General features: G+C 71.2%; 24 protein-coding genes and 2 pseudogenes. 7 read left to right on the top strand and 19 right to left on the bottom strand.

Annotated features, from left to right (window positions below; all coding sequences use genetic code 11):
* Position 1: 1 nt before the first annotated feature.
* Complete coding sequence (locus tag AB0H71_RS05925) at positions 2-1,066, top strand: TIGR03857 family LLM class F420-dependent oxidoreductase (protein WP_357015260.1); 1,065 nt, start codon at positions 2-4, stop codon at positions 1,064-1,066.
* A 9-nt stretch (positions 1,067-1,075) separates the two neighbouring features.
* Here the strand turns inward: AB0H71_RS05925 and AB0H71_RS05930 are convergent, their stop codons facing one another.
* From AB0H71_RS05930 to AB0H71_RS05950, 5 genes and pseudogenes are all read right to left on the bottom strand, one after another.
* Positions 1,076-1,873 carry an enoyl-CoA hydratase-related protein gene (locus tag AB0H71_RS05930; protein ID WP_357015262.1) on the bottom strand — a complete coding sequence of 266 codons (798 nt, stop codon included), beginning with the start codon at positions 1,871-1,873 and terminating at the stop codon, positions 1,076-1,078.
* Positions 1,870-2,702, bottom strand: a pseudogene (locus tag AB0H71_RS05935) (NAD(P)-dependent oxidoreductase). Before AB0H71_RS05935 ends, AB0H71_RS05930 begins: the two are co-directional and overlap by 4 nt.
* Positions 2,702-3,853 (bottom strand): thiolase family protein, encoded by a 1,152-nt coding sequence (locus AB0H71_RS05940; protein ID WP_357015264.1) that lies wholly within the window; start codon positions 3,851-3,853, stop codon positions 2,702-2,704. Before AB0H71_RS05940 ends, AB0H71_RS05935 begins: the two are co-directional and overlap by 1 nt.
* Positions 3,853-4,284 (bottom strand): OB-fold domain-containing protein, encoded by a 432-nt coding sequence (locus AB0H71_RS05945; protein ID WP_357015266.1) that lies wholly within the window; start codon positions 4,282-4,284, stop codon positions 3,853-3,855. The genes AB0H71_RS05940 and AB0H71_RS05945 overlap by 1 nt, the downstream gene beginning before the upstream one ends.
* A 13-nt stretch (positions 4,285-4,297) precedes the next feature.
* Entirely contained in the window at positions 4,298-4,912 is a 615-nt protein-coding gene (locus AB0H71_RS05950; protein WP_357015268.1) for a hypothetical protein, read from the bottom strand.
* 103 nt (positions 4,913-5,015) lie between these two features.
* Here AB0H71_RS05950 and AB0H71_RS05955 point away from each other — a divergent pair, with 103 nt between their 5' ends.
* The 4 genes from AB0H71_RS05955 to AB0H71_RS05970 all read left to right on the top strand — a co-directional run bounded on the left by AB0H71_RS05955 (position 5,016) and on the right by AB0H71_RS05970 (position 8,260).
* Positions 5,016-5,309 (top strand): hypothetical protein, encoded by a 294-nt coding sequence (locus AB0H71_RS05955; RefSeq protein ID WP_357015270.1) that lies wholly within the window; start codon positions 5,016-5,018, stop codon positions 5,307-5,309.
* Positions 5,306-5,698, top strand: a complete 393-nt coding sequence (locus AB0H71_RS05960) for a pyridoxamine 5'-phosphate oxidase family protein (RefSeq protein WP_357015272.1) — start codon at positions 5,306-5,308, stop codon at positions 5,696-5,698. The genes AB0H71_RS05955 and AB0H71_RS05960 overlap by 4 nt, the downstream gene beginning before the upstream one ends.
* A gap of 64 nt (positions 5,699-5,762) precedes the next feature.
* Entirely contained in the window at positions 5,763-6,947 is a 1,185-nt protein-coding gene (locus AB0H71_RS05965) for an amidohydrolase family protein (protein ID WP_357016197.1), read from the top strand.
* An 11-nt stretch (positions 6,948-6,958) separates the two neighbouring features.
* Positions 6,959-8,260, top strand: coding sequence for an amidohydrolase family protein (locus AB0H71_RS05970; protein WP_357015274.1), 1,302 nt, complete (start codon positions 6,959-6,961; stop codon positions 8,258-8,260).
* Between the two features lie 94 nt (positions 8,261-8,354).
* On the opposite strand, the gene AB0H71_RS05975 is transcribed toward AB0H71_RS05970, so the two are convergent.
* Positions 8,355-9,308: an alpha/beta fold hydrolase gene (locus AB0H71_RS05975; RefSeq protein ID WP_357015276.1), complete on the bottom strand. Its 954-nt coding sequence runs from the start codon at positions 9,306-9,308 to the stop codon at positions 8,355-8,357.
* The gene (locus AB0H71_RS05980) at positions 9,308-10,660 is read right to left on the bottom strand and encodes an NAD(P)-binding domain-containing protein (protein WP_357015278.1); all 1,353 of its coding nucleotides are present in this window, start codon (positions 10,658-10,660) and stop codon (positions 9,308-9,310) included. The genes AB0H71_RS05975 and AB0H71_RS05980 overlap by 1 nt, the downstream gene beginning before the upstream one ends.
* An 81-nt stretch (positions 10,661-10,741) precedes the next feature.
* On the opposite strand from AB0H71_RS05980, the gene AB0H71_RS05985 reads away from it, so the two are divergent.
* Complete coding sequence (locus AB0H71_RS05985) at positions 10,742-11,494, top strand: SDR family NAD(P)-dependent oxidoreductase (RefSeq protein WP_357015280.1); 753 nt, start codon at positions 10,742-10,744, stop codon at positions 11,492-11,494.
* Complete coding sequence (locus AB0H71_RS05990; RefSeq protein WP_357015283.1) at positions 11,491-12,330, top strand: SDR family NAD(P)-dependent oxidoreductase; 840 nt, start codon at positions 11,491-11,493, stop codon at positions 12,328-12,330. Before AB0H71_RS05985 ends, AB0H71_RS05990 begins: the two co-directional genes overlap by 4 nt.
* Positions 12,331-12,355: 25 nt before the next feature.
* Here the strand turns inward: AB0H71_RS05990 and AB0H71_RS05995 are convergent, their stop codons facing one another.
* From AB0H71_RS05995 to AB0H71_RS06050, 12 genes and pseudogenes are all read right to left on the bottom strand, one after another.
* Positions 12,356-13,123, bottom strand: a complete 768-nt coding sequence (locus AB0H71_RS05995; protein ID WP_357015285.1) for a hypothetical protein — start codon at positions 13,121-13,123, stop codon at positions 12,356-12,358.
* A gap of 72 nt (positions 13,124-13,195) precedes the next feature.
* Complete coding sequence (locus AB0H71_RS06000) at positions 13,196-14,323, bottom strand: NDMA-dependent alcohol dehydrogenase (RefSeq protein WP_357015287.1); 1,128 nt, start codon at positions 14,321-14,323, stop codon at positions 13,196-13,198.
* Positions 14,324-14,342: 19 nt separating this feature from the next.
* Positions 14,343-15,416 carry a dihydrodipicolinate reductase gene (locus tag AB0H71_RS06005; RefSeq protein WP_357015289.1) on the bottom strand — a complete coding sequence of 358 codons (1,074 nt, stop codon included), beginning with the start codon at positions 15,414-15,416 and terminating at the stop codon, positions 14,343-14,345.
* Entirely contained in the window at positions 15,404-17,596 is a 2,193-nt protein-coding gene (locus AB0H71_RS06010; protein WP_357015291.1) for a molybdopterin-dependent oxidoreductase, read from the bottom strand. Before AB0H71_RS06010 ends, AB0H71_RS06005 begins: the two co-directional genes overlap by 13 nt.
* A gap of 3 nt (positions 17,597-17,599) precedes the next feature.
* A complete protein-coding gene (locus tag AB0H71_RS06015) occupies positions 17,600-18,646 on the bottom strand; it encodes a dihydrodipicolinate reductase (RefSeq protein WP_357015293.1) in 1,047 nt (348 codons plus the stop codon).
* Positions 18,643-19,505, bottom strand: a pseudogene (locus tag AB0H71_RS06020) (SDR family oxidoreductase). Before AB0H71_RS06020 ends, AB0H71_RS06015 begins: the two are co-directional and overlap by 4 nt.
* Entirely contained in the window at positions 19,502-19,993 is a 492-nt protein-coding gene (locus tag AB0H71_RS06025; RefSeq protein ID WP_357015295.1) for an SRPBCC family protein, read from the bottom strand. Before AB0H71_RS06025 ends, AB0H71_RS06020 begins: the two are co-directional and overlap by 4 nt.
* A 1-nt stretch (position 19,994) precedes the next feature.
* Positions 19,995-21,050 (bottom strand): dihydrodipicolinate reductase, encoded by a 1,056-nt coding sequence (locus tag AB0H71_RS06030; protein WP_357015297.1) that lies wholly within the window; start codon positions 21,048-21,050, stop codon positions 19,995-19,997.
* 36 nt (positions 21,051-21,086) lie between these two features.
* Positions 21,087-22,334: an ABC transporter substrate-binding protein gene (locus tag AB0H71_RS06035; RefSeq protein WP_357015299.1), complete on the bottom strand. Its 1,248-nt coding sequence runs from the start codon at positions 22,332-22,334 to the stop codon at positions 21,087-21,089.
* Between the two features lie 25 nt (positions 22,335-22,359).
* The gene (locus AB0H71_RS06040) at positions 22,360-23,076 is read right to left on the bottom strand and encodes an ABC transporter ATP-binding protein (protein ID WP_357015301.1); all 717 of its coding nucleotides are present in this window, start codon (positions 23,074-23,076) and stop codon (positions 22,360-22,362) included.
* Positions 23,073-25,796, bottom strand: a complete 2,724-nt coding sequence (locus AB0H71_RS06045) for a branched-chain amino acid ABC transporter permease/ATP-binding protein (protein WP_357015303.1) — start codon at positions 25,794-25,796, stop codon at positions 23,073-23,075. The genes AB0H71_RS06040 and AB0H71_RS06045 overlap by 4 nt, the downstream gene beginning before the upstream one ends.
* 325 nt (positions 25,797-26,121) lie before the next feature.
* Positions 26,122-26,418, bottom strand: a complete 297-nt coding sequence (locus AB0H71_RS06050; protein WP_357015305.1) for a hypothetical protein — start codon at positions 26,416-26,418, stop codon at positions 26,122-26,124.
* Between the last annotated feature and the right edge of the window lie 41 nt (positions 26,419-26,459).

A 26,459-nucleotide genomic window follows, 5' to 3' on the forward strand; every position in this document is an offset into this window, starting at 1 on the left:
CATGACCCGCATCCTCGACGAACTCGGCTACTACCTCCTGCCCGGCGCCGGCGGCGCCGGCCCCGCCGGCGTGCTCGACGAAGCACGGCGCGGCGAGGAGCTCGGCTTCGGCACCGCCTTCGTCTCCGAGCGCTGGAACATCAAGGAGGCGGCCACGCTCAGCACCGCCGCCTGCGCGGCCACCACCCGGCTGCGCGTCGCCACCGCCGCGACCAACCACAACACCCGCCACCCGCTGATCACCGCCTCCTGGGCGACCACCCTGCACCGGCTCTCCGGCGGGCGGTTCACGCTCGGCATCGGCCGCGGCGTGCCCGGGCTGTACGACCTGTTCGGCATTCCGTCGGTGACCACCGCGCAGATGGAGGAGTTCGCGCGGGTCATGCGCACGCTCTGGAGCGGCGGGGTGATCAACGACTACGACGGCCCGCTCGGGCAGTACCGCACGCTCTACCTGGACGGCAACTTCCGGGAGGAGATCCCGCTCGGCCTGGTCGCCTTCGGCCCGAAGAGCCTGGCGCTGGGCGGCCGGGCCTTCGATGACGTCGTGCTGCACACCTATTTCGGGCCCGAGACGCTGCGCCGGTGTTCGGACACCGTGAAGCGCGCGGCCGTCGACGCCGGACGCGACCCCGATCAGGTCCGGGTGTGGTCGTGCCTGGCGACCATCGGCGACCACCTGCCCGAGGAGGTGCGGCGCGCGCGGCTGGTCGGGCGGCTCGCCACCTACCTCCAGGGTTACGGCGACCTCATGGTGCGCACCAACGACTGGGATCCGGCCGTCCTGCGGCGATTCCGCGAGGACAGCGTGGTCCAGTCGATCCCCGGCGCCATCGACCGCGTGGCCACCGACGAGCAGCTCCGGCACATCGAGGAGCTGCTGCCCGCTTCCTGGACCGAGAGCGCCGCCACCGGCACCCCCGAGGAGTGCGCCGCCCGCATCCGCGCCGAGTTCGAGCACGGCGCGGACCGGGTCATCCTGCACGGCGCGACCGCCGACGAACTCGCCCCGATCGTCGCGGCCTACCGGGCGGCCGACACCGTCGAGGCCCAGCCGATCAGCTGACCGGGGGATTCAGTGCGCGGGATCGGGCCTGCGCACATTCCACTCCCCGGTGAACACCGGATCGCGCTTCTCCCGGAAGGCCGCGTACGCCTCCGGCACGTCGGCGGTGGCGAAGGCGACGGACTGGGCGCGCGCCTCCCCGGCCAGCGCCTCCCGCATGCTCCGATCGGCCCCCTCGTTGAGCAGCCCCTTGATCTGCGCCAGCGCCACCGGCGGCCCGGCGGCGAGCCGGGCGGCGGTGGCGTCGGCGAAGGCGTCGAGCTCATCCTCCGGCGTGAGCCAGGTGACCAGTCCGAGGGCGTGCGCTTCGGCGGCGTCGATGGTCTCGGCGAGCAGCGCCAGCCGCTTGGCCTGTTGCAGCCCGATCAGTTTGGGCAGCAGCCAGGAACCACCGCAATCGAGGGAGAGCCCGCGCTGGGCGAAGATCTGCGAGAACCGCGCCCCGGGGGTGGCGATGACGAAATCGCAGCCGAGCGCGAGATTCCAGCCCGCGCCGACGGCGGCGCCGCGCACCTTGGCGATGGTCGGGATCGGCAGCTCGTGCAGGTGCGCGGCCACGTCGGTGATCGCCCGCAGCTTCTCGAACGGCGCCGCGTACGGGTCGCTGTTCACCACGTCCGCACCCGCGCAGAAGGCCCCGCCGGAGCCGGTCAGCACCAGCGCGCGCACCGCGCGGTCGCGCGCGACCTCCCACAGCGCGTCGGCCAGCGCCGCCCACAGCTCCGGGTTCAGCGCATTGCGCCGCTCCGGCCGGTTCAGGGTGAGGGTGCGCACCCCGTCCCGGTCGGAGCGCAGCAGCACGCTCACAGGAACATGTCCTCGGTGAGCGGGCCGTCGCCGGGGGTGACCCGGTACCGGTCCAGGTCGGTGACCCCGTGCGCGCGCAGTACCTCCTCGTCCAGGAAGAAATTGCCGGTGGTCGTGGCCGGGGCGGTGAGCAGCAGATAGGCGGCGTCCGCGCAGATCTCGGGGGTGCGCGAGGCGGCGAACCGCTCCGCGCCCCCCGGCCGGTTGCGGATGGCGGCGGTGCCGATCGTGGTGCGCGGCCACAGCGAGTTCACCCCGATTCCGTCACCGCGCAGCTCCTCCGCAAGCCCGAGCGTCGTCAGCGACATCCCGTACTTGGCGATGGTGTAGGCCAGGCACGACCCCGCCCAGCGCGGATCGAGGTTCAGCGGCGGCGACAGGGTGAGCACCTGCGGATCGCGCCCGGCGGCGGCGGACTTCCGCAGCCACGGGATCGCGAGCTTGGACAGCAGGAAGGTACCCCGGCAGTTGATGTCCTGCATGAGGTCGTAGCGCTTCATCGGCAGCGTCTCGGTGCCGCCGAGGTCGATCGCGGAGGCATTGTTGACCACCAGGTCGATCCCGCCGAACCGCTCGGCCGTCTCCTCGACCGCCGCGGCGACGGTGTCGTCGTCGCGGATGTCGCCGACGACCTTCAGCACCGCCCCGCCCGCCCGCTCGATCTCGGCACCGGCGGTGTGGATCGTGCCGGGCAGCTTCGGGTGCGGCTCGTCGGTCTTGGCGATGAGCGTGATGTTCGCGCCGTCGGCCGCCGCGCGCAGCGCGATCGCCAGCCCGATCCCCTGCTGCCGCCGGACATGATCAAGGTCCGGCCCGCGAGTGACCCCATCAGGTGGTGACGATCGTCGCGCCCGCGGTGCCCGGCGCGCCGTAGAGCAGGGCGAACCCGGCCTTCGGCGCGCCCGCGACCTGCCGCTCCCCCGCGGTGCCGCGCAGCTGGTGCACCAGCTCGTGCAGCTGCCGCATGCCGGAGGCGCCGATCGGCTCGCCATTGGCGATGAGCCCGCCGTCGGTGTTCACCGGCAGCGAGCCGGTGATCTCGGTGGCGCCCTCGGCGATGAGCTTCTCCTGGTCGCCGTGCGCGCAGAGCCCGGTTTCGGCCATGTGGATGACCTCGGCGCCCGCGTCGGTGTCCTGGAGCTGCGCGACGTCGATATCGGCCGGGGAGATCCCGGCCGCCTCGAACGCCGCCCGCGCGGCGTGCACCGACGGCGCTGCCTCCTCCTGGACCGGCGCGTAGGTGGTGTTCACCTCGTAGGCGCCGTAGGCGCGGGTGCGGATCTCGACGGCGCGCACGTACACCGGCTTGCGCGCGGAGAAGCGGTGCGCGATGTCGGCCCGGCACATGATCACCGCGGCGGCGCCCTCGTCGGGGGCGCAGAACATGTAGTGCGTGAGCGGGTAGTTGAGCATGGGCGCGGCCAGGATGTCGTCCTCGGCGACCGGCTTGCGGCGGAACGCGTTCGGGTTCAGCGCGCCGTTGCGGTAGTTCTTGGCGGCCACCTTCGCCAGGGTGCGTTGCGAGATGCCGTGGTCGTTCAGGTAGCGGTTGGCCTTCATGCCGAAGAACTGGGTGGTCAGGTACTGACCGTTCTCGCCGTACCACTTCGGCATCCCGACCAGCGTCGGGTCGACGGTGAAGGCGCCGCGCGGGTGCTTGTCCATGCCGATGGCGATGCCGATGTCGTACTTGCCGAGCCGGATGGCGTCGGCGACGGCCTCGGTGGCGCTCGCCGAGGTCGCGCAGGCATTGAAGACATTGGTGAACGGCAGGCCGGTGAGCCCCATCATGCCGACGATGGCGTCCGGGTTCGCGACCTCCCAGCTGCCGCCGACGGCGAACTGCATGTCCTTCCACTCCAGCCCGGCGTCGGCCAGCGCCGCCCGGATGGCGTCGGTGCCCATCCGCATGGCCGACTTGCCCTCGAAGCGGCCGAACGGGTGCATCCCGACGCCGATGATCGCTACCTCGTTGGTCATCAGGACTCCTTGCTGGAGAGCGGCTGGAAGGCGAAGGTGAGCACCTCGTCACCGGCGGCGTCGGTGCCGAGGTGGACGGCGGTCAGCGCGACCGGCATGCCGAAGGTCAGCTTCTCGGGGTCGTTCTCGGTGAGCCTGCCCTCGACCCGGATGACGTCGCCGAGCTGGACCAGCCCGACCCCGAACGGGACGAAGGTCTCCGGCGTCTCGTCGCCGAGGTACGGGGCTCCGGGCAGGAACCCCTGCGTGGTCCAGGCGACCAGGGTTCCGGTGCGCGGCAGGGTGACTCGTTCGACGGCGGGCTTGCTGCACCGCGGGCACAGCTCCTGCAGCGGGAAGACGGCGGCGGCGCAGTCGGCGCAGACGCCGCCGACCAGCTGGTAATCCTCCTCCGGCCAGGTCGAGATATCCGGTGCGATCATTCTCGGCATCGTGTGATTCCTTTCAGGAGACTTTCTGCGGGGCGGCGGCCGCGCGCAGCACCGCGATGGCGGCGAGCGCGACGAGGCTCACCGCGACGATCCACAGCACCGGGCCCGCGACCGAGCCGGTGGCGAGCAACAGCGCGCCGCAGACCAGCGGCGCGGTGCCGCCGCCGAGCACGGTGCCGATGTTCTGGCCGAGATTGGCGCCGGTGTAGCGCACCGGCGCGGGGAAGAGCCCGGCGATCAGGCCGAAGCCGGGCGCCATCACGGCATTGGTGAGCGTCAGGTAGACCGTCATCCCCGCGGCCAGCAGCACCGGGTTCTCGGTGCTCGCCAGCAGCGCGAGGATCGGCCCGGCGAGCAGGATGAAGCCGCACAGGATCGCGGTCAGCAGCTCGCGCTGGCCGACCCGGTCGGCGAGCCTGCCCCACAGCGGGGTCCACAGCGCGCCGAGCACCATGGCCGTCGCGTACGCGGCCAGCACCGACGCGGCGGACAGGTCGCGGCTGCCCGCCAGGTAGACGCCGAACCACTGGGCCACCCCCGCCGCGCCGTTCACCCCGATGGCGCTCGCGCCCGCGATCAGCACCTCGCGCCGGTAGCCGGCCAGCACCACGCGCAGCGGTGACTTCACGATCCGGTCCTCGCGCACCAGGCGCGAACTCCGGCGAGTCCTCGACGCGGCGCCGGATCACCAGCGTCAGTACCGCCGCGACCAGGAAAGGGATGCGCCAGCCGTGGTCGGCCATGAAGTCACCGGAGGCGAAGGTGCCGAGCAGCAGCGAGACCGCGTCGTTGCCGGCGGGGAAGAACAGCGGCGCGAAGTAGACCGCGAGCACCCCGTAGAGCGCGAAGTCGTAGTACTCGACGAAGGTCCCGACGAATCCGGCCACGGCCGCGCGACGGGCGTACGGCGGGATCCGTTCCGCGCGGACCTTCGTCATTTTCCCGCCCTCCTCGCCCCAGCCGACTTCCCGGTGATGGTACCTTACGGTAAGGTCAACGGTAATTGCTACGAGGTGGAGCCATGAACTCGAGAATTCCCTCCGGGCTGGAGGATCTTCTGCACCGCCCGATAGTCGGCGTCCTCGCCACCGTCGCGCCGGACGGGACGCCGGATCAATCGCCCATGCGGTTCACCTGGGACGGTGCGCACCTGCGAATGAGCCACACCATCCCGCGCCGCAAATTCACCAGCCTGCAGGCCAATCCGAACTACTCGTTCGTCATCACCGACCCGGACGCCCCCGCGCGGGTGCTGGAGACCCGCGGCTGGCTGGTCACCGTCGAGGGCGACCAGGACGGCAAGTTCTACGCCGAGCTGGCCGAGCGCTACGGCGACACCGCGGCCGGCCCGCCCGACGACATCGACGACCGGGTGGTGCTGATCCTGGACACCACCCGCTTCGTCGCCAAATAGCCGCCCGAAGGAGGGCCCTGTGACACATCCCGCGGAGATTCCGATCTTCGATGCCGACGCGCACATGTACGAGACCGCGGACGCACTGACCAAATTCCTGCCCGAGCAGTACCGGCAGGCGGTGCAGTACGTGCAGATCGGCAGGCACACCCGGCTCGCGATCAACGGCCGGATCACCGACTTCATCCCGAACCCGACCTTCGACCGGGTGGCCGCGCCGGGCGCGCACGAGAAGTTCTTCGCCGGCGAGAACACCGACGGCCTCACCCTGCGCGAGATGCAGGGCGACGCCATCGATGCCCCCGCCGCCACCCGCAACCCCGAGGACCGGATCGCCGAGCTGGACCGCCAGGGGGTGCGCGAGACCCTGAACTACCCCACCCTGGCCAGCCTGGTCGAGCACTCCGCCGCCGACGACCCGCAGCTGACCATGGCGATCATCCACGCGCTGAACCGCTGGATGCTCGAGCACTGGACCTACGCCTACCAGGATCGCGTCTTCAGCACGCCGATCATCAACTGCGCCGAGGTGGACGGCGCGCGCCGCGAGCTCGAGTACATCCTGGAGCACGGCACGAAGGTCGCGTTGATCAAGCCCGCTCCGGTCAAGGGCGTCAACGGCTGGCGCTCCCCCGCGCTGCCCGAGTTCGACCCCTTCTGGCGCGACGTGGAGGCGGCGAATCTGCCGATCGTGCTGCACGCCAGCCAGCCCCCGCTGGACGAGTACGTGAACAAGTGGGAGCCACCGGCCACCAAGAACTTCATGGCCATGAGCTCCTTCCGCTGGCTGGCTCTCGGGCACCGGGAGATCTCGGACATGATCGGCAGCCTCATCTGCCACGGCACGCTGACCCGCTTCCCGAAGCTGCGCGTCGCCAGCGTGGAGAACGGGAGTTCGTGGATCCACCCGCTCTTCCACGACCTGCGCGATCTCACCAAGAAGATGCCGCAGAACTTCCCGGAGGACCCGATCGAGGTGTTCCGGCGCAATATCTGGGTGAGCCCGTTCTGGGAGGGCTCGGTCGCCGACGTGGTGGAGACCGTCGGCTGGGACCGGGTCATGTTCGGCTCGGATTACCCGCACCCGGAGGGGCTGCCCGAGCCCAAGGGGTACTGGAAGTACGCCGAGGGCATGGACACCCGGCGCACCTGGGACTTCATGGGCGACAACGCCCGCAGGTTCATGGGGCTGCCGATCGAGAACCCGGACCCGGCAGCGCAGGCCGCGCCCGCCGCGGCCACCGTGTGAAGGAGGAAACCGTGGACAAGAACGACATGATCCTGATCAGCGTCGACGACCACATCATCGAACCGCCCGACATGTTCGCCAACCACCTGCCGGCGAAGTACGCCGACGACGCACCCCGGTTGGTGCACATGGAGAACGGCGCGGACATGTGGAAGTTCCGCGACCGCGTCATCCCGAACGTGGCGCTCAATGCCGTGGCGGGCCGCCCCAAGGAGGAGTACGGCCTGGAGCCCGAGGGCCTCGACGAGATCCGCCCCGGCTGCTACGACGTGGACGAGCGGGTCAAGGACATGAACGCCGGCGGCGTGCTGGCGCAGATGAACTTCCCGTCCTTCCCCGGCTTCGCCGCGCGGCTCTTCGCCACCGAGGACTCCGACTTCTCGCTGGCGCTGGTGCGGGCCTACAACGACTGGCACATCGACGAGTGGTGCGGCGCCTACCCCGGCCGCTTCATCCCCATGGCGCTGCCGGTGATCTGGGACGCCGAGCTGTGCGCCGCCGAGGTGCGGCGGGTGGCGAAGAAGGGCGTGCACTCGCTCACCTTCACCGAGAACCCGGCGGCGCTGGGCTACCCGAGCTTCCACCACGAGCACTGGAAGCCGCTGTGGGAGGCGCTGGTCGACACGAACACGGTGCTCAATGTGCACATCGGCTCGTCCGGCAGGCTCTCCATCCCGGCCTCGGACTCCCCGCCGGACGTCATGATCACGCTGCAGCCGCTCAATATCGTCTCCGCGGCCGCCGACCTGCTGTGGTCGCGCCCGATCAAGGACTACAAGGATCTCAAGATCGGGCTCTCCGAGGGCGGCACCGGCTGGATTCCCTACTTCCTGGAGCGCATCGACCGCACCTTCGATATGCACTCCACCTGGACCGAGCAGAACTTCGGCGGCAAGCTGCCCAGCGAGGTCTTCCGCGACCACTTCCTGACCTGCTTCATCAGCGACCCGATCGGGGTCCGGCTGCGGAACGAGATCGGGATCGACAATATCGCGTGGGAGATGGATTACCCGCACAGCGACTCCATGTGGCCGGGTGCCCCGGAGGAGCTCAGCGGGGTCTTCGCGGCGGAGGGCGTCACCGACGAGGAGACCGACAAGATGACGCACCTGAACGCCATGAAGTGGTACTCGTTCGACCCGTTCAAGCACGTCCCGCGGGAGAAGGCCACGGTCGGCGCGCTGCGCGCCGCCTCGGCCGGCCACGATGTGAGCATTAAGGCGCGCAGCCACCAGCAGACCTCCTCGTCGGAGAAGCTGGCGGCCTTCCAGGCGCAGATCGCCGCCGCCACCGCGCAGAACACGGTGAAGTAGTCCCCGAATCGCGAGAGCCCGGACACCAGGGGGTGTCCGGGCTCTCGCGGTTCCGGCACCGCTCAGCGCGGTACGGCGGCGCGAAGTATCGCGGTCACCGCGCGGCGCTCGACGCGGCCGGGGCGAGCACCTGGCTCAGGAACCGCCCCTGGTGCTCCCGGATCAGCTCGTGGCGGCTCTTGCCCGGGTACACGTCGAAGTGGTCGCACGGGTAGTGGCGCACCCGCGCCCGTGCCCGCGCCGCCGCCTTCACCGCGGCCGACGGCGGCGCGTAGCGGTCGTAGTCGGCGATCTGGACCAGCACCGGGCAGCGCACCTCGGCCGCGGCGCGCAGCGGCGCACTGCGGATCGCGTCGAGCGCGATGCTCGCCGCCACCTCGTTGCGCCAGGTGGGGCCCGCGATGGAGGCGTAATCGGCGGTGGCGCCGGGCAGCGTGAGCAGCGCCAGCTCCCCCGGCTCGCCCACCGCGGGAAGCGTGATCCGCGCGCGCCCGGCCGCGGCGGCCCAGCGGTCGCGGGCCGCGGTGAGCAGCAGCCGCGCGGTGGTGCCCGCCCGGTGCCAGCCCGGTTCGGCGGCGGGCACCGCACCGGCGGGCAGCGGCGCGGGCCGCTCCACCGCGGCGCCGGAGACCAGCGGCGTCAGCGCGATCACGGCCGCGATGTCGTCGCGCCCGGCCGCGGCCTCGAGCACGGTGCCGCCCGCCATCGAGACGCCCCACAGCACCAGCCGGTTCGGGTCGACATCCGGGAGCCGGGTGGCCGCGTCGAGCGCCGCGCGGTAGTCGGCCAGCTGCCCGGCCGGGGAGATCACCTGTCGCGGGGCGCCCTCGCTGGCGCCGAAGCCGCGGTAGTCGAAGGCCAGCACCTCGGCGCCCGCGGCGGCCAGGTGCCGGGCGAAGGACTCCAGACCGGAGTCCTTGGTCCCGGCGAAGCCGTGCGCCATGACCACGGCGGGGCGCCCGGCGGGCCCCGCGAGCCGATCGTCGGCGGCCCGGAAATGCCAGGCGTGGCAGCGCACCCCGGCGGAGTCGAAGGCCGTTGTCTCCATCAGGCCACCAGCTCCCGCACCCGCGCGGCCGCCTGTGCTCGGCGCCTGCCCGCGGGCAGCTCCTCGAGGCGCAGCTGCCGCTCGTAGGGGAAGAACTCGACCTGCTGGGTGTGGCGCGGCCGGTCGAGCACGTGGCCGAGGTAGCGCTGCTCGTCCTCGGTGATGACCCGCTCCATCTCGGCTTCCTCCGGCGGCAGGTACTCGCCCGCCGCGTAGGCGGCGATCAGCCGAGCCTGGCACTCCACGAAGGGGAAGAGCGTCGGCACCGACTGCGCGAGCCCGGCGAAGGCCAGGTCGCGCCTGCCCGGTTGCAGGATCCGCTTGTAGAGCCGGATGCGGTTGCCCGGTGCGCTGAGGAACTCCGGGTCGAAGAACGGGAAGGTGATGTTGTACCCGGTGGCGTAGATGATGACGTCGATCTCGGCGCTGCTGCCGTCCTCGAACTGCACCCGGTCGCCGTCCAGCCTGGAGATATTCGGCTTCGGCAGCACGTCGCCGGAGCCGAGCCGCAGCGGCAGCTCCACCGACTGGGTGCCGTGCGCGTCCAGGAACCGGTGCTCCGGGCGCGGCAGCCCCCAGCGCTCGGGGTTGCCCGAGATGAACTCCGCGAAGGCGTTCACCGCAGCGCGGTAGACCGGGCGCGGGACGAAGGGCAGCGCCGCGCCGTACTTGTCGACCGGCCGCCCCGCCATGTACTTGGGCACGATCCACGAGCCGGAGCGCGTGGACAGGTGCACGGTATTGCCCAGGGAGCGGGACGACAGCTCCACGGTGATGTCGGCGGCGCTGTTGCCGAGGCCGACCACCAGGATGCGCTTGTCGCGCAGGTCGAGCGGGTGCGCGGGGTCGATGTAGCCGTGCGAGTGGATCACCTCGCCGTCGAAGTGCCCGGGAAAGTCCGGGAAGCGCGGGTCCCAGTGGTGCCCGTTGGCGACCACCAGGAATTCGGCGTTGTGCCGCTCCCCGTTGCCGAGGTGCAGCGTCCAGCCGCCCCCGTCGTGGTGCTCGGCGCGGACCACCGCGGTGTCGAAGGCGATCTGATCGAGCAGGTCGAACGAGTCGGCGTAATCGTCGAGGTAGCGCTTGATCAGGCTGTGGTGCGGGAAGTCCGGGTACGACTCCGGGATGGGGAAGTCGCGAAAAGACAATTGGTACTTCGAGGTGTCGATGTGCAGCGAGCGATAGGCGCTGGAACTGCCGTTCGGATTCCCGAACGCCCAATTGCCGCCGATGCGGTCGGAGGCCTCGAAGCAGGTGTACGGGACTCCGTAGTCACTCAGCATCTTTCCCGCGGTCAGCCCGGCGATGCCCGCGCCGATGATCGCCGTCGACGACGGCTGGAACAGTCCCATGTTGTCGAACTTTCTGTTGGTATTTCGGTAAGTCGAATAGTATGGCAATCCACAGAAGTTGGACAGCAAATCGGAGGTACCGTGAGCAACAATCGGACTGCCGTCGTGATCGGCGGTGCGTCGGGGCTCGGCGCCGCGACGGCGCGGGCGCTGGCCGCCACCGGCGCACAAGTCGTCGTCGCCGATCGGGACGGCGCCGGCGCGAGCGCGGTGGCGGCGGAGGTCGGAGGTGTCGGCCGCGAGGTCGAGATCACCGACGAGGCGGCCGTGCAGGCGCTCTTCACCGAGGCAGGCGCCGTGCACACCGTCGTCAACACCGTCGGCACCAGCACCTGGGGCCCGATCGTCGACCACGACGCCGCCGAGTGGCGGCGGGTGCTCGACATCAACCTGGCCGGCGCCTTCCTGGTCCTCAAGCACGCCGCGCGGGCATTGCTCGACGGCGGCGCGATCGTCTCGCTGACCTCGCTCAACGGCAGGCAGCCCGGCGAGGGGCTCTCCGCCTACTGCGCCTCGAAGGCGGGGCTCTCGATGCTCACCCAGGTCGCGGCGCTGGAGCTGGCGCCGCGCGGCATCCGGGTGAACGCCATCGCACCGGGCCTGGTCATCACCCCGCTCACCGCCGGGATCGACGGCATCCCCGGGATCAGGGAGGACTACCTGGAGAACACCCCGCTCGGCCGCCCGGGGAAGCCGGAGGAGATCGCCGCCGCCGCGGTCTTCCTGAGCTCGGACGAGGCGAGCTGGATCACCGGCGAGGTGCTCGACATCAATGGCGGCGCGCACCTCATGCGCTACCCGAACCTGCGCAAGCACCTGGCGGCGCTGGCATGACCGAGCCGTACGGCGGGCGCTTCACCGGCCGCACCGCCCTCGTCACCGGCGGCGGCTCCGGCATCGGGGCCGCGCTCACCCGCGCGCTCACCGCAGCCGGTGCGCACGTGCACTGCGCCGATATCGACGCGGAGGCCGCCGCCCGGGTGGCGGCCTCCGCGCCGGGCCCCGGCAGCGCGACCGCCGTCGAACTCGACGTCACCGACGCGGCCGCCGTGGCGGCGGCGGTCGACGCGGCCTGGCCCCTGGATCTGCTGTTCAACAATGCCGGGATCGTCATCGGCGGCCCCACCGAGGAGCTGACCCTCGAGCAGTGGAACCGCATCATCGACATCAACCTGCGCGGCGTCGTGCACGGGGTGCAGGCCGCCTATCCGCGGATGATCGCGGCGGGTAGCGGGCACATCGTCAATACCGCCTCGGCGGCGGGGCTCATGGCGTCGGGGTTGCTGACCAGCTACTGCGCCACCAAGTTCGCGGTGGTCGGGCTCTCCGAGGCGCTGCGGACCGAGGCCGTGCACTACGGCGTCGGGGTGACCGTGGTGTGCCCGTCAGCGGTCGAGACGCCCATTCTCGACAGCACCGACAGCAGCGGCTTCGCCGGCCGCGCGTTCTTCCTCGGCGCCGAGAACACCGAGCGGGCGTACTCCCCGGAGCGGCTGGCCGTCGACGTGCTGGCCGCGGTCGCCCGCGATCGCGCCCGGGTGGTGGTGCCGGGACGCACCCGGCTGGGGTGGCTGGTCGGCCGCGCCGCGCCGGGCTTCCTGGCTCGCCGGACCGCGCGCTACGTCGGCACCCGGCTACCGCGAGCGGTCACCGGCCCGGCGGCGGGCTGACCGGAGCCGCCGCGCGTGCGCCACGTCATTCCCGCGGCACGGCGCGGCCACCGTCCCGGCCGCCCCAGTTCCGCTGGATGACCTCCATGGTCGACCAGCTCCGCACGGGCTGCTCCCCGCCCGCGCGCTGAACGGTGCCGTGCAGCCACGCTATCCCGAGCGCCGCGGCACAGGCGGCCGCATTGTGCGTTCCGCGGAAATCGAAGGTGTGCCCGCCGAAGGCGAGGCTGGCGGCGTACGGCTGCGCGACACCGTCCCTGGTGTCCCAGAGCACCGTCGACCCGACGTCGCCGCCGACGGCGACGACCGGCGGCTCACCCTGACGGTGGTAACCGGCGGTCGCATAGCCGCCCGCGCCGAGCATGGTGTTGCCGGTCTCCCAGTGGCCGTCCTCGAACTGCGCACCCCAGACGAACCAGTAGTGCTCCAGATGGGCGATGTTGGACGCGTGGGCGCTGAGGCCGGGCAGGCAGTACATGCGGTCGAGGCCGCCGTAGCCACCCACGATCGGCGAACCCTCGATCGTGCCGGTCACCGTGCACCCGGAGCTGGTGTACCCGACGTCGTCGGGCCGGCCCGGCACGTCGATCCGGGTGACGTTCGACGGCAGCGGAGTCAAGACCACATCGATGACGTCGTCTTCCTTCCACACGTACCGTTCGGGTCCGAGGATCACCGTCATGGCGTGCTCGGCGGCCAGAGTCAGGTTGGCCGAGAACGCGTGCTGTGCGCCGTCGCGTTCGATCCACAGGATCGGGCCCCAGTAGAGGTCGTCCTCGCCGGGGATGCGCACCGTCCGCGGGGGACGCCACAGGTCAGCATCCCACTCGTGCAGGTCAGGTCGAGTCCGGGCACGGTGACCTCCTCATCGATCGGCGTCGGTGAACGTGATGACGCCTCGGATATTGCGCCCCTCCAACATGTCCCGGTAACCGTCGTTGACGTCTTCCAGCCGGTAGGTGCGCGTCACCATGTCGTCGAGGTTGAGCTTGCCCGCCCGGTAGAGCGCCAGCAGCCGCGGAATGTCGTGCTGCGGGTTGCCCGCGCCGAAGATCGTCCCCTGGACGTTCTTCTGGAACAGGGTGAGCACCGAGAGGTTCAGGGTCGTCTCGGCCTCGAGGACGCCGCCCATGGCCACGACGACGCAGGTGCCCGCCTTCGCGGTGAGCGCCAGGTACATGTCGAGGTCCCGGCCCTCCATGCGGCCGACGGTGACGATCACCTTCGCCGCCATTCCGCCCGCCGTCAGCTCGGGAACGGCGGCCAGCGCGGCGCCGATGTCCGGGTAGGCGTGGGTCGCGCCGAAGTGCAGTGCCTGCTCGCGCTTCCAGGCCACCGGATCGATCGCGAAGATGTAGCGGGCCCCGGCCAGCACCGCCGCCTGCACGGCCGACGCCCCGAGACCGCCGATCCCGATCACCGCGACGTCTTCACCCGGCCGCACGTCCGCCGACCGCGCCACCGCGCCGAACCCGGTGGTGACGCCGCAACTCAGCAGCGCCGCGACCTCGAACGGGATCTCCGGATCGATCTTCACCACGGAGCTGCGGTGCACCACCAGGTACGGCGCGAAGGTGCCGAGCAGCGACATCGGGTACACGTCCTGCCCGCGCGCCCGCACCCGGAAGGACCCGTCGGAGACCGAGGCCCCGGCCAGCAACCCGGCCCCGAGGTCGCACAGGTTCGTCCGGCCCGCCCGGCAGGAGGGACATCGGCCACAGGCCGGGATGAACGACAGCGCCACATGGTCACCGACCGCGATGTCGTCCACTCCCGGGCTGACCTCGATGACGACACCCGCGCCCTCGTGCCCGCCGAGGATCGGAAAGGAGGCCATCGGGATGTCACCGGTCACGAGGTGGTGATCGGAGTGGCAGAGCCCGGCGGCCTCCATCCGGATCTTCACCTCACCGCCGCGCGGCTCCCCGATCTCGATCTCCTCGATCGACCACGGCTGATGGAAATCCCAGATCAGCGCACCCTTGGTCTTCATCGACCGCACGACCGGTCGTTCACCACACCAGCCCGTTGAGCACCGCCGTCTGCGGAATGTCCTCGACCGACACCAGCCCGGCAGGGGCGGCGCAGACCCAGTCGATGGCGTTGACCACCCGCGCCGCGGTGGAGATGCAGCCCGCGTCGGTCGAATCGAAGATCGGGTGCGAGACGTGGGTGTTGATCTCGATCCGCGGATCGCCCTCGACCACCACCCGGTGCACGCCGGAGTGCCCGTCCGGCGGGAAGTCCCAGTCCGGCGCGGCGGCGGCGGTGAGCCGGTTGACGTGCTCCATCGTGATCACCGGCTTGCCGTTCAGCACCCCCTCGGTGGCGAACCGGACCGCGGCCATCTGCCCCGGCTGCACCGTCATCATGGTGCACTCGATGCGCTCGGGGGTGAACCACCGCTCGGTGCGCTGCCTGACCTCGTCCAGGGTGATGCCGAGCGCCGCGGCCAGGCTGCGCACCTGCCCGCCCCACATGGACGCCACCACACCCGGCAGGTACAGCGGCGGCAGCTCGGCGTCCTCGGCGACCCCGAATCCCATGGCGGCGCCGGTGAATTCGGCGTCGTCGTAGTTGCCGTAGTCGAAGATCTCCTGCACCGCGACCGACTCCGCGCGCGTCACCAGCCCGAGTGCGGTGTGCACCAGCGTGTCGCCGGAGTAGCCCGGGTCGACGCCGTTGATGTAGAGCGAGGAGCCGCCCGCCGCGCACGCCTTCTCCAGCGGCTCGCGCACCCAGTCCTCGGCGTGCCGCGGGGCGACCATCCATACCAGCGACGACCCCACCACATTGATCCCCGCCGCGAGGATCGCCGAGAGCTCCTCGATCGCCTCCGCCGGCCTGGTCTCGGCGAGCGCGGTGTACACGACGCAGTCCGGTTTCAGCGCCAGCAGCGCCTCGACGTCGTCGGTGGCGAGCACCCCGGTCGGCTCGTCCCAGTCGCACAGCTCGGCGGCGTCGCGCCCGATCTTGGCCGGGCTCGCGGCGTGCACCCCGACGAGCTCGAAGTCGGGGCGGCCGATGAGGGCCCGCAGCGAATGCCGCCCGACATTGCCGGTGGAGAACTGAACTACTCTGCGCATGGTCTCGCCTGTCTCGTTGGTGGAACTGTCTCTCTCACGGGATGCACGCTGATCGGAATGCCGGTCAGCCGGGACATCCCCGCCAGCGCCTCGATATCCCCCGGCTCGCTCGACATCAGCAGGTTGACATTCACCCCGCCGACCCGGTTGGCGAGCTGCCATCCCCCGGTCCCCCGATGCCCGTACCCGTGCGGAATGGCGACCGCTCCGCGCACGATATCGCCGGTCAGCTCGACCGGGAGCTCGATCGCTCCGGTCGCCGAGCGCACCCGCACCGTCGCGCCGTCGGCGATTTCGCGCTCGGCGGCGTCGGCGGCGTGCATGAGCGCGCGGTGCGGCCGGTCCGGTCCGCGCCGGAGCAGCGGCGCGTTGTGCATCCAGGAATTCTCCGAGCGCGGCTCGCGCATGCCGATCAGCCGCAGCGGGAAGCCCTCGGTGCCGGTGTCTCCGGCGAGCGCCGTGAGCTCGGCGGCGATCTCCGGGCGCCGGAGGTGCACGCGCCGGTCGCCGTAGGCCAGGACCTGGTCGAGCACGCCGGTCGGGACGTCAGGGGCCACGACGACGCCGTGCGGGTGTGCGCCGGTGAGCCGGTCGAAGGTCAGCCCGGCACGTCCGCCGGCGGAGAGCCGGATGATCAGATCGGCCAGCGGACGCGGGTGGAAGCGGCGCCCGAGGCGGTGCGCGACGGACCTGGCTAGCCCCAGCACCGCGAAGAGCGGGGTGCGCCTCGTCATGCGCCGCATCAGGTCGTCGATAATCTCCCACTCGGTGCGCGCCTGGCCGGGCGGGCGCACCACGGCTTCGGTCGCCTGCCGGAACGGCGTCGCCTGGAACTGCTGGAAGGTGAGCGCGAAATCGTCGCGCTCGTACATGGTGGTCACCGGCAGCAGGTAGTCGCAGTGCGCCGCGGTCTCGGTGCGGTAGAAGTCCAGCGCGACCATCAGATCGAGCTGCTCGGTCGCCGCCTCCAGTTCGTCCCCGTTGGGGACCGAGAGCACCGGGTTGCCCGCGCTCACGAAGAGCGCGCGGATCCGGCGCGGGCCGGGCGTGGTGATCTCCTTCGCCATGAGCGCGGCGGGCTCGGCCCCGATGACCGGGCCGAAGCCGCCGATGCGGCCGCGTTTGCGCCGGTAGGTGCGGCGCAGGAACGCGCCCATGACCATCATCGCCCAGCGCTGCCCGGGGATGCCGAGGGTGCTGAAGACGCTGCCGCCCGGGGTGTCGAGATTGCCCGCCACCAGGTTCACGGCATCGATGAGGTAATTCGTCAGGGTGCCGTGCCGGCCGACGCAGGTGCCGAAGCGCCCGTAGACGGCGGCGCGCGGCGTCCCGGCGAGCGCGCGGGCCAGCTCGCGCACCTGCTCGGGCGCGATCCCCGTCGACTCCGCCGTGGCCTCGGGGGTGAACGGCGCGGCCTGCGCGCGCAGCCACCCCAGATCGCGGACCCGTGCACCGGGCCGGGCGAGATCCTCGGCGAACAGCACCTGCAGCAGCGAGAGCAGCAGGAAGGCGTCGGTGTCGGGGACGATGCCGAGCCATTCGTGCGCGGCGGCGGTCTCGGTGCGGCGCGGATCGATCACCACGACCCGCCCGCGGGCGTTGATCTCCCGCAGCCGGTCCCTGATCCTGGGCGCGGTGAGAAAACTGCCGTGCGAGACCAGCGGATTCGCGCCCATCACCACCAGCAGGTCGGTGCGGTTCAGGTCGGGGATGGGCACCGACAGCGGGGAGCCGTAGAGGAATTGGCTGGCCAGCAGCCTGCTGCTGGTGTCCTGGGTAGAGGCGGTGAAATAGTGCGAATGCCTGCCGATGCCCTTGATGAAGGCGATCACCCCCACCAGGTGCGAGTAGCTGAACGCGGCCGGGTTGCCCATGTACCAGCCGACCGCCCCCGACCCGTGCGCGCGCAGCACCCGGGTGAGGCGCCCGGCGATATCGGCCATGGCCTCCTCCCAGGAGACCTCCTCGAACCCGTCCGGCCCCCGGCGCAGCGGGGTGGTGACCCGGTCGGGGTCGTTGACCACCTCGGTGAAGGCGATCCCCTTGGGGCAGGCGAAGCCGCTGGAGAGCGGGTGTTCGCGGTCCGGGCGCAGGGCGGTCAGCCGCCCGTCCTCGACGGTCGCGATCATGCCGCAGAGCGGTTCGCAGATGCGGCAGAAGGTCACCGCGGTCTCGGTCATGGCCTACCTCCCGGCGAGGTTCGCCGTGATCGGCGGCAGCTCAGCGTAGGTGACGATGCCGGGTGCGGCGGCCACGACCGCCGGGATTGCGTTGATCGCGGGCGAGGCGGTCAGCACGGTGCCCATGAACGCCATGCCCTCGGCGGTGATCCGCTCGAGATCCGCGGGGAGGAAGTCGACCCGCATGATCACCCTCGGGTCGGCGTTCACCTCGACGGTGTAACCCATGTCGGTGGTCCAGGCCGGCTCGATCTTGGTGCCCAGGGTCCAGCGGGCGACCAGCTCGATCACCGCGGCCCCGCCCGCCATGCCGGACCAGGTGATTTCGATCCCGGCCACGGTCCCCGCGGTGACGGTGCGCGCGGCGACCGTCAGATCCTCGGTGGCGTGGGCGAATTCGACGTCGTAGCGGATCTCGTCCAGCTCGACGCCGAGCACCCGCGCCGCCACCTCCACCGCGTCGCGGAATTCCGCGACACCCGTGGCGACGTCGTCGGCGTGGCCGGGGTCGCCGGCCGGGCGGCCCCAGCCGAAGTCGTCCTGGTTGCCGTCCGCGGAGAGGACCATGAGGTCGAACTGTTCGATCACGCGCAGCGAGCGCAGATTCCGCGTCACCCCGGAGGCGGCCGCGGCCAGGTACTCGATCCACCCGGGATTCACCCCGCTGCCGAACAGGCTCGCGCCACCGGCCGCGGCGGCCCGCTCCAGCCGGGCCTTCGACTCGGCGCCCAGCGCGGCGCCGGTCATGAACTCCGCGGTGGTGACGATATTGATCCCGGCCTCGAGCAGCCTGCTCAGGTGCTCGACGTCGGGGAAGAGCGGCATGTAGGAGACGCAGTCCGGTCGCAGCGCGATGATGGCGTCGATGTCGTCGGTGGCCGCGACACCGAGGGTGCGGCCGAGCCCGGCCAGGTCACCGGCGTCCCGCCCCACCTTGTCGGCGCTGAAGGCGTACAGCCCGACCAGCTCCATATCGTCGCGCTCGACGATCGACCCCAGCGCCGCCCGCCCGACATTGCCGGTGGTCCATTGCACGATCCGCAGTGTCACAGCGGATTCCTTTCCTCGACGGACGGTGAACTCTCTGTGCGTCGGCGCGACGTCACGCGCGATCCGCGCGCGAGCAGCGTCGTGTAGGAGACGCCGAGCAGGCGCGGGAGCGCGGCGGCGACGCGGCCGTCCGGGCCGACGAGGATCCGCGCCTTGCCCCGGTCGACGCCGCGCAGGATCGTGCGCGCGGTGCGCTCCGGCGTGGTCAGCGCGGCCTTGTCGAACAGCGTCCGCGCCACCTCGGCGTCCTCGGCGCTGGTGCGCATGTTCCTGCCGAAGTTGGTCTTCACCACGCCCGGGTGCACGCAGTGCACGGTCACCGGGCGGGCGTTCATGATCATCTCTTGGCGCAGCGTCTCGGTCAGCCCGCGCACCGCGAACTTCGAGGCGCAGTAGGCGCCCTGCGCGGGCACGGCGATCAGCCCGAAGGCGCTGGACAGGTTGATCAGCCGAGCCGGGCGGTCCGGGCTCCCGGCCTCGATGAGCTGCGGCAGGAAAGCCGTGGTGCCGTTCACCACGCCGCCGAAGTTGATGCCGAACAGCCAGTCCAGATCCGCGGGCTCCATGTTCTCGATCTCGGCCATGAGGTCGACACCGGCATTGTTGAACAGCATCGACGCCGGCCCCAGCTCGGCACGACCTGCTCGGCGTGTGCGCGCACCGCGGCGCGGTCGGCGACGTCGAGGTGGTAGGTGGCGACGCTGCCCGGCGCGCAGGCCGCGCTCGTCGCGGCGAGCCCGGCCGCGTCGATGTCCGAGGCCGCCACCCGGGCGCCATCGGCGGCGAGCGCGATGGTCAGCGCCCGCCCGATGCCGGAGCCCGCGCCGGTGACGACCGCGACCCGATTTCGATACTTCACGGATGTTCCCCCGTTCGCCGGCGCGCGGCGCCGGATTCGATGATGGTTCCGATGCGCGCGACCGAGGTCTCCAGGTTCTGCCGCAGGTCGGCCCGGCGGTCCCGGACCAGCAGGAACAGCCACTCGAAGGCGAGGATCGCGGTGGGGAGCGCCACGCACATCCGGAATTCCTCGGTCAGTCGCGTGCTGTCACCGCGCGGCTCGAGCCGGTACGTCCACTGCGTCCAATCCCCGCCCATGGCCTGGACCACGAACGAGAATCGTTCGCCCGGAATCGATTCGACGATCTTCGCGTCCGTGCGCCAGACGCCGAGCCGCCGCCGGTTCCAGGAGCGGAACCCGGCCGGGTCCAGCCGCCGCACGCGCACGGTCTCCGGGCTCCACTCGGGTATTCGGGTGATGTCGGAGACCAGCGCGTAGACCGCGTCGGCCGGGGCGGCGATGTCGATCGAGGCGCTCAGTACCTCGCCCGCCTGGATCCGCCGCATCTCAGTGTACGACCCCGGGCAACCGGAGCAGGCCGAGATCGAGGTGGCCGAGCGGCCCCGGTGCGGCCGCGACCACCGCCGGGATGGCGTTCACCGCGGCCATGGCGGTCCAGGTGTAGCCGAGGTAGACGGGGTTCCCGTCCGGCCCGGCGCCCGCGCGCAGTACCAGCTCGGTCGGCGGGTCGCCGTCGATCACCAGCAGGTACTGGCTGTGGCCGTAGTTCCACGCGGGCTCGATATCGTCGTCGCCCATCGTGTACTTGGCGTGGAAGGTGATCAGCGGAACCCCGTCCGACCACGCCGTCCACCGGTGATGCTGCCCGGCGACCGTCCCGGCGGGCACCACACCGTGCACGCCGGGGATGTCGCTGGTCTCCGTCCCGGTGTAGTGGATGTCCGCGGTGGCGGTGGCGAGCTCGATCTCGGCGACGGTGACCTCGTCGACGGTCCGGCCCAGTCCATCGGCGATCACCGCCATGGACTGCGCGAAGTACGGCACCGAGGCACCGAGCAGCGCCGGCTCCGCCCGGAACTGCTCGGGCGTCTTGCCCATGCCGGTCCACTCGATGTACTTCGACGGCTCCTGCCGGAAGTTCACCACCTCGTGCACGTGGATGTGGTCCACCCGGCTGGCGAGCCGGGCCAGGGTCAGCGGCAGCAGGTCGCCTGCGTAGCCCGGGTGGATGCCGCCGCCGTGGAACGAGGTGCCGCCCTCGGCGCAGGCCTGTTCGATGCGCGCGAAGTCCTCCTTCGCGATCTCGGTCGGGTAGTACGGCCCGGTCGAGGTGACGACGTTCTTGCCGCTGCGCAGCAACCGGCAGACGGCATCGGTGTCCGGCCACAGCGGCGAGTAGAAGACGCAGTCGGCGTCGAGCGCGAGGATCTGCTCCACGTCGTCGGTGGCGGCCAGCCCGATGGGGCCGATGCCGGCGATCTCACCGGCGTCCTTGCCCGCCTTCTCGGCGGAGAAGACCAGCACGCCCACCAGCTCGTAGACCAGGCTCTGCGCGAAGTGCCGGAGCGCGGCCTTGCCGACGCTGCCGGTCGCCCACTGCACGACCCGGTACGGTCGCTCCGTTCCGATAGCCACGGTTCAGCGGCCCGGCATGGAGAAGATGCCGCTGGTGTCGATCGGGGCGACATCGGTCGGGGTGCCGTCCTCGTCCAGCGTGCCGAGCAGGGCCTCGTCCGAGCAGATATTGGGGACGACCGGAACGGGCTTGCTGCCGCACTGGAAGGTGCCGCCGGCGGAGAGCGGCAGTGGCGCGGGCTGCGGCATGGCGCCGAGCCGCGCGTTGACCGACTGCCTGCTGAGTTCGTCGGGCATGCCGTCGAGCGCGGAGCGCAGGCCGAGCAGGGTCCGGAACACCGAGGCGGCCTTCTTCGGATCCTTGGCGCCCGAGCCGTCGACGACCGCGTCGAACAGCTTCGTGTCCGGCTGGGCGGGGTCGAACACGGTATTGACGATGATCTTGACGCCCTCGTACCCGCCGGGGATCTGCGCGGCGGTGTCGGCGTCGCCGACGCACTGGGTCACCGCCATGACCGGCTGCGGGGTGTTCAGCGTCCGCATGGCCTTGATCGCCGCCGTGCAGAACGAGACATCGCCGAGCAGGTGGAACATCTCGGGCTGCTTGGCCAGCGCGGCCTGGATCTGCGGGGTCATATCCGCGGTGCCGAGCGGCACCGGCACCACATCGACCTGCGCGCCCGCATTGCCGAAGGCGAAGGGCCCGAGCTGCTTCAGCGGGTCGATGGCGGTCGGCGAGTCCACCGCCAGGATGGCGACCTTCTTGAAGCCCTGCTGCTTGGCATACGCGGCGGGCACGCCCGCCAGCGAGTTGAGCGCGTTGATCAGCACGTAGGTGTTCGGCAGCATCAGCGACTGCTGCCCGCCCGCGGCGGTGAGGTACGGCAGCGCCGAGGGCGAGGTGATCGAGGCGACGGTGTCGGCGTTGTTGGCCTCGCCGCTGACCACCGCGACCGCGTCGGACTGGACGAACTTGTTGGCGCAGTTGCGCGCCAGGCTCACCTGCAGTTCGTCCTCGCAGGGGATCAGCTCGATCGGGCGGCCGTTGAGACCGCCGAGGTAGTCGTTGATGTAGGTGGCGGTCGCCTGGGCCACCTCGAGTTCCTCGGTGTAGACCGGCGCCTTGGGGCCGGTGGTGATCAGACCGATCCGCACCGGGGCGCCGGTCGCCTTGTTCTCCTGGCCGAGCACCGACTTGTCGGCCGGGCTCGGAGCGGAGCCGTCGTCGCTGGAACAGCTGGTGGCGAGGAGCGCGGCCGAGACGGCGAGACAGGGCAGCACCGCCCATCGGGTACGGGTGAAGAAGGACATGACGATCTCCTGTTGACGGGATGAATCAGACGGTGGCGGTGGGGGTTCCGCCACCGAGGTAGGCGGCTTCCAGGCGCTCGGGCGCCCGCTGCAGCTCCGCGGCGGTGCCGCGCAGGGTCACGTCGCCGTGCACGAGCACGACGGCGTCGTCGGCGACCGCGAGGGCCAGCCGCACGTGTTGTTCGACCAGGACGACCGCCACGCCGGCCTCGTCCGCGATGTGGCGCACGGCCGGGAGCAGCTCCTCCACGATGACCGGCGCCAGCCCCATGCTCATCTCGTCGATGAGCAGCACCCGGGGGCCCTGGATCAGCGCGCGCCCGACCGCGAGCATCTGCTGCTCGCCGCCGGAGAGCGCGCCCGCCGCCACCTTCCGGCGCGGCCGCAGCGCGGGCATCAGGTCGAAGATGTCGTCGAGCGGGCGGCCGGTGCGGCGCCGGGCGATGGCGAGGTTCTCGGTGACGGTCAGGCCGGTGAAGAGCGCCCGGTTGTCCGGGACCAGCACCACCCCGGCCCGGTTGGCGCGCGCGGGGCGGCCCTTCGGCAGCGGGGTGCCGCCGACGGCGATCTCCCCGCCCAGCGCCGGGAGCAGCCCGGCGGCGGTCAGCATGAGCGTCGTCTTCCCGGCGCCGTTCGGCCCGAGCAGCGCGGTCACCGTCCCGGAGCGGACCTCGAGGTCCAGGTCGCGGACGATGGCGAGCTTGCCGTACCCGGCGGTGATTCCGTTCAGGCGCAGGCTCATCCGACGACCTCCTCGGCGAACATGGTGCCGAGGTAGGCCTCGGCGACCCTGGGATCGGTGCGGATCTGCTCGGGGGTGCCCGCGGCGAGCGTCCGGCCGAAGTTCAGCACCTGCACCTGATCGCAGACGCCGAGCACCAGGCTCATGTCGTGCTCGATGAGCAGGATCGTCGCCCCGCTGGCCCGGATCGCCAGCAGCCGCTCGCCCAGCCAGCGGCTCTCGGCGGAGTCCAGGCCCCCCGCGGGTTCGTCGAGCAGCAGCACCGCGGGTTTCCCCGCGAGCGCCCTGGCGATCGAGACCAGTTGCCGCTGCCCCTGGGACAGCTCGCCCGCCGGGGTGTCGCAGACCTCGACCAGGCCGAGCAGGGCGAAGATCGCATCGAGCTCGTCGGCGCTGCCCGCCTGTTCGGCCCGGCTCCGGCCGGAGAGCCCGACCAGGACGTTCTCCCGGACGCTGAGGTCCTCGTACAGCTCGATGGCCTGGAAGGTCCGGCCCAGCCCGGCGTGGATCCGGCGGTGCACGCTCATTCCGTCGAGCCGCGCGCCGCCCAGCGCCACGCTTCCGCCGGCGGGGACAGCGCCGCTGATGGCGTCGATCAGGGTCGTCTTGCCGGCCCCGTTGGGGCCGATCAGCCCCACGATCGCCGCCTCCGGCACCGCGAAGCTCACGTCGTCCACGGCGAGAACGCCGCCGTAGTGCACCGTCACCCCGTCCAGCACCAGCAGCGGAGCGCCGGGCACCGCCTCGGTGCGCGGCGGAAGCGCCGGTGCGGTGTCCGCCCGCGGCGCCGCCTTCCGCACGGTGCGGGCGAGCGCCCGCTGTGCCGGGGCGACGATGCCCTCCGGATTGGTCAGCACGGTGATCAGCAACCCGGCCCCGACGATCACCTGGTACCAGGAGCCCGCGGCGTCACCGAGGTTCCCGAGCAGCAGGAACGCCACTCCCCCCGCGCCGAGCACGCCGCTGAGCAGGCCGCCCGCGATCGAGGTGGTCCCGGCGAGGTAGACGATGGCGAACAGGCTGAGCCCGGCCAGCGCGGTGAAGGACTGGAACGACACATTGGTCTGCTGGTAGGCGAGCAGGCTGCCGCCGATCCCGGCGATGAACGCGCCGATCGCGAAGGCCGCCAGCTTGGTGCGCACCACGTCGACGCCGGAGGCCGCCGCCGAGCGCTCGTTGGCGCGCACCGCGAGCATCCGGGTGCCGAGCCGGCTGCGCCGCAGCCAGGCCACGCCCGCCCCGACGACTGCCAGCACCGCCAGGCACAGCAGCCCGAACTCGAGCCGCGGGAAATTCTCGCCGCGGCCGACACCGAGGCTGTGGCCGAACACCACCGGATCCGGGATGTCGATGCCGCTCGACGGCACCAGGTCGAGATTGCGGAACCACACCGCCTCGATGGCGTAGGCCAGGGCCAGGGTGACGACCGCGACCGTCAGCCCGCGGATGCGAAGGGCGGGCAGCCCGACGACGACACCGAGCACGGTCGCCAGCGCCGCCGCCAGCAGCGGCGCGAACGGGAACGGGATACCCCAGTCCGCGGCGATCGGGCCGAGGAGGTGCGCCGCGGCGCCCGCCAGCGCGAGCTGCGCCAGCGAGACCTGCCCCGCGTACCCGGTCACCACGACCTGGGAGAGGCCGATAATGGCCAGGATCAGCGTCGTGATGATCGCGACCCGCAGGTCGCCGCCGGAGAGAATCAGTGCTGCCCCCGCGGCGAGCACGCCGATTCCGGTGCACAGCAGGATCTTTCGCGGATAGGGCGCGGTGCCGAGCTCGGTCACGATGACCGCGCCGCGCGAGGGCAGCGGCCTGGCCCTGATCACCAGCACGACCAGGATGACGATCAGCGGCACCAGCTCCACCAGCCCGCTGGAGGGCAGCCACTCGTAGGTGCGCGACAGGTAGGTGGCGTCGGACTGCAGCATGCCGATCACCAGCCCGGCGGCGACCGCGGCGACGACCGAGGAGAACCGGCCGATGATCGCCGCCGCCAGCGCGGGCACGATGAACAGGGAGTAGCCGATGGGGCTGAGCGGTACGATCGGCGCGATGAGGATGCCCGCCAGGCCCGCGACCGCCGAGCCGATCATCCAGTTGCCCGCGGCGATCCGGTCCGGGGAGAGCCCGCTGACGTAGGCGCCCTCCTCGCTCTCGGCGGTGGCGCGGGTGGCCAGCCCGAAGCGGGTGAACCGGTACAGCGCCGCCAGGACGAGCGCGAGCACCACGATGCTGATGCCGAAATAGATCCGGTCCTGCGGGATCCGCAGCTCGCCGACGGTCCAGATATCGACCGGGAAGATCGCCTTCACACCGATGGAGTTCGTTCCCACCTGCTTGGCGGCGACCGCGACCAGCAGGATCATCAGGGCCAGCGAGGCGACGGCGCGGGCGACCGGCGGAGCCTTGCGCAGCGGCCGGAAGACGACGACGTAGACCACCAGCCCGAAGAGCGCCGAGAGGATCACCGCGATCGCGGCGGACACCGCGAAGCCGGGGTCGCCGCCGATATCGACCGATTTCGGCAGCCCGGGCACGAGGATCACGAACTCGCCCCTGCGCAGGAAGGCGTAGACGTAGGCACAGTTCAGCGCGATCGCCCCGGTCGCGAAGTTGAGCACACCCGAGCTTCGGTAGACCAGCACCAGCGCGATGGCGAGGGCGCCGAAGACACCGCCGCTGCCGATGCCGAGCAGCAGGAACTGGAGATGCTCGGTCATACCGGCCCGATCGCGGGAGGAGGGGTGGGTGAACGCATCGCGTACCTAACTGTGGGATGAGATCGCCGCGGGCCGGAGTTACCGACCGGGCGCCCGGTATTGCCGCTGTTCGTGTGGCGCAGGTAACAGTACGGTAGGTTTTACCGTAAGCACAATAGTCAACCCGTCGGCAATTGCGGGGAAGCACCGGCACTCACAGTGAGCAGCAGGGATACGCAGGACCACGCGCGGAACGACGCGGTAAGCGGCGGCTCGTCGGCACTCCGGCGGCGCGGACCGGCGAGTGCGATTTCGGCCTCGCGCCCGCTCTCCACCGGGCGCGGGCCTACACCCGGTGACCGGGATAGCTGTCGCCCGCGCTCGCGGACGAAATGAACCAGCCGCAGGGCAGGCCGCAGGTGCGGAACACGATTCGCTCGGTGATCCCCTTGGCGAAGGTACGCACTGTCTCCGATTCCTGGGCCGGGTACCCGCAGCGCGGGCAGGCGCCGAAGAAGTCGAGCACCTCGCGGGTGACGCTGGCGATCAGATCGCCGCGAGCAGGCGGGCGCGGCGCCGGCCGGGAGCGCGGGGCGCCGCGGTGGGCGGGCCCCGGCTCGCCCACCACCGCGTCCGTACTCATGCAGAGAACGTTACAGTATATGTTTCAGTCGAGCTGGTGAA

This window comes from Nocardia sp. NPDC050697 (assembly GCF_040654395.1).
Classification (GTDB): Bacteria; Actinomycetota; Actinomycetes; order Mycobacteriales; family Mycobacteriaceae; genus Nocardia.

What these genes read in the sequence shown, in the direction of transcription:
- AB0H71_RS05945 (WP_357015266.1), bottom strand. Translation starts at nt 4,284, where the DNA reads ATGCCGAGAATGATCGCACCGGATATCTCGACCTGGCCGGAGGAGGAT.
- AB0H71_RS06025 (WP_357015295.1), bottom strand. Translation starts at nt 19,993, where the DNA reads ATGCGGCGGATCCAGGCGGGCGAGGTACTGAGCGCCTCGATCGACATC.
- AB0H71_RS05980 (WP_357015278.1), bottom strand. Translation starts at nt 10,660, where the DNA reads ATGGGACTGTTCCAGCCGTCGTCGACGGCGATCATCGGCGCGGGCATC.
- AB0H71_RS06035 (WP_357015299.1), bottom strand. Translation starts at nt 22,334, where the DNA reads ATGTCCTTCTTCACCCGTACCCGATGGGCGGTGCTGCCCTGTCTCGCC.
- AB0H71_RS05960 (WP_357015272.1), top strand. Translation starts at nt 5,306, where the DNA reads ATGAACTCGAGAATTCCCTCCGGGCTGGAGGATCTTCTGCACCGCCCG.
- AB0H71_RS05975 (WP_357015276.1), bottom strand. Translation starts at nt 9,308, where the DNA reads ATGGAGACAACGGCCTTCGACTCCGCCGGGGTGCGCTGCCACGCCTGG.
- AB0H71_RS06000 (WP_357015287.1), bottom strand. Translation starts at nt 14,323, where the DNA reads ATGAAGACCAAGGGTGCGCTGATCTGGGATTTCCATCAGCCGTGGTCG.
- AB0H71_RS06010 (WP_357015291.1), bottom strand. Translation starts at nt 17,596, where the DNA reads ATGACCGAGACCGCGGTGACCTTCTGCCGCATCTGCGAACCGCTCTGC.
- AB0H71_RS05990 (WP_357015283.1), top strand. Translation starts at nt 11,491, where the DNA reads ATGACCGAGCCGTACGGCGGGCGCTTCACCGGCCGCACCGCCCTCGTC.
- AB0H71_RS05925 (WP_357015260.1), top strand. Translation starts at nt 2, where the DNA reads ATGACCCGCATCCTCGACGAACTCGGCTACTACCTCCTGCCCGGCGCC.
- AB0H71_RS06050 (WP_357015305.1), bottom strand. Translation starts at nt 26,418, where the DNA reads ATGAGTACGGACGCGGTGGTGGGCGAGCCGGGGCCCGCCCACCGCGGC.
- AB0H71_RS06040 (WP_357015301.1), bottom strand. Translation starts at nt 23,076, where the DNA reads ATGAGCCTGCGCCTGAACGGAATCACCGCCGGGTACGGCAAGCTCGCC.
- AB0H71_RS06045 (WP_357015303.1), bottom strand. Translation starts at nt 25,796, where the DNA reads ATGACCGAGCATCTCCAGTTCCTGCTGCTCGGCATCGGCAGCGGCGGT.
- AB0H71_RS05965 (WP_357016197.1), top strand. Translation starts at nt 5,763, where the DNA reads ATGTACGAGACCGCGGACGCACTGACCAAATTCCTGCCCGAGCAGTAC.
- AB0H71_RS05940 (WP_357015264.1), bottom strand. Translation starts at nt 3,853, where the DNA reads ATGACCAACGAGGTAGCGATCATCGGCGTCGGGATGCACCCGTTCGGC.
- AB0H71_RS06005 (WP_357015289.1), bottom strand. Translation starts at nt 15,416, where the DNA reads ATGCGCAGAGTAGTTCAGTTCTCCACCGGCAATGTCGGGCGGCATTCG.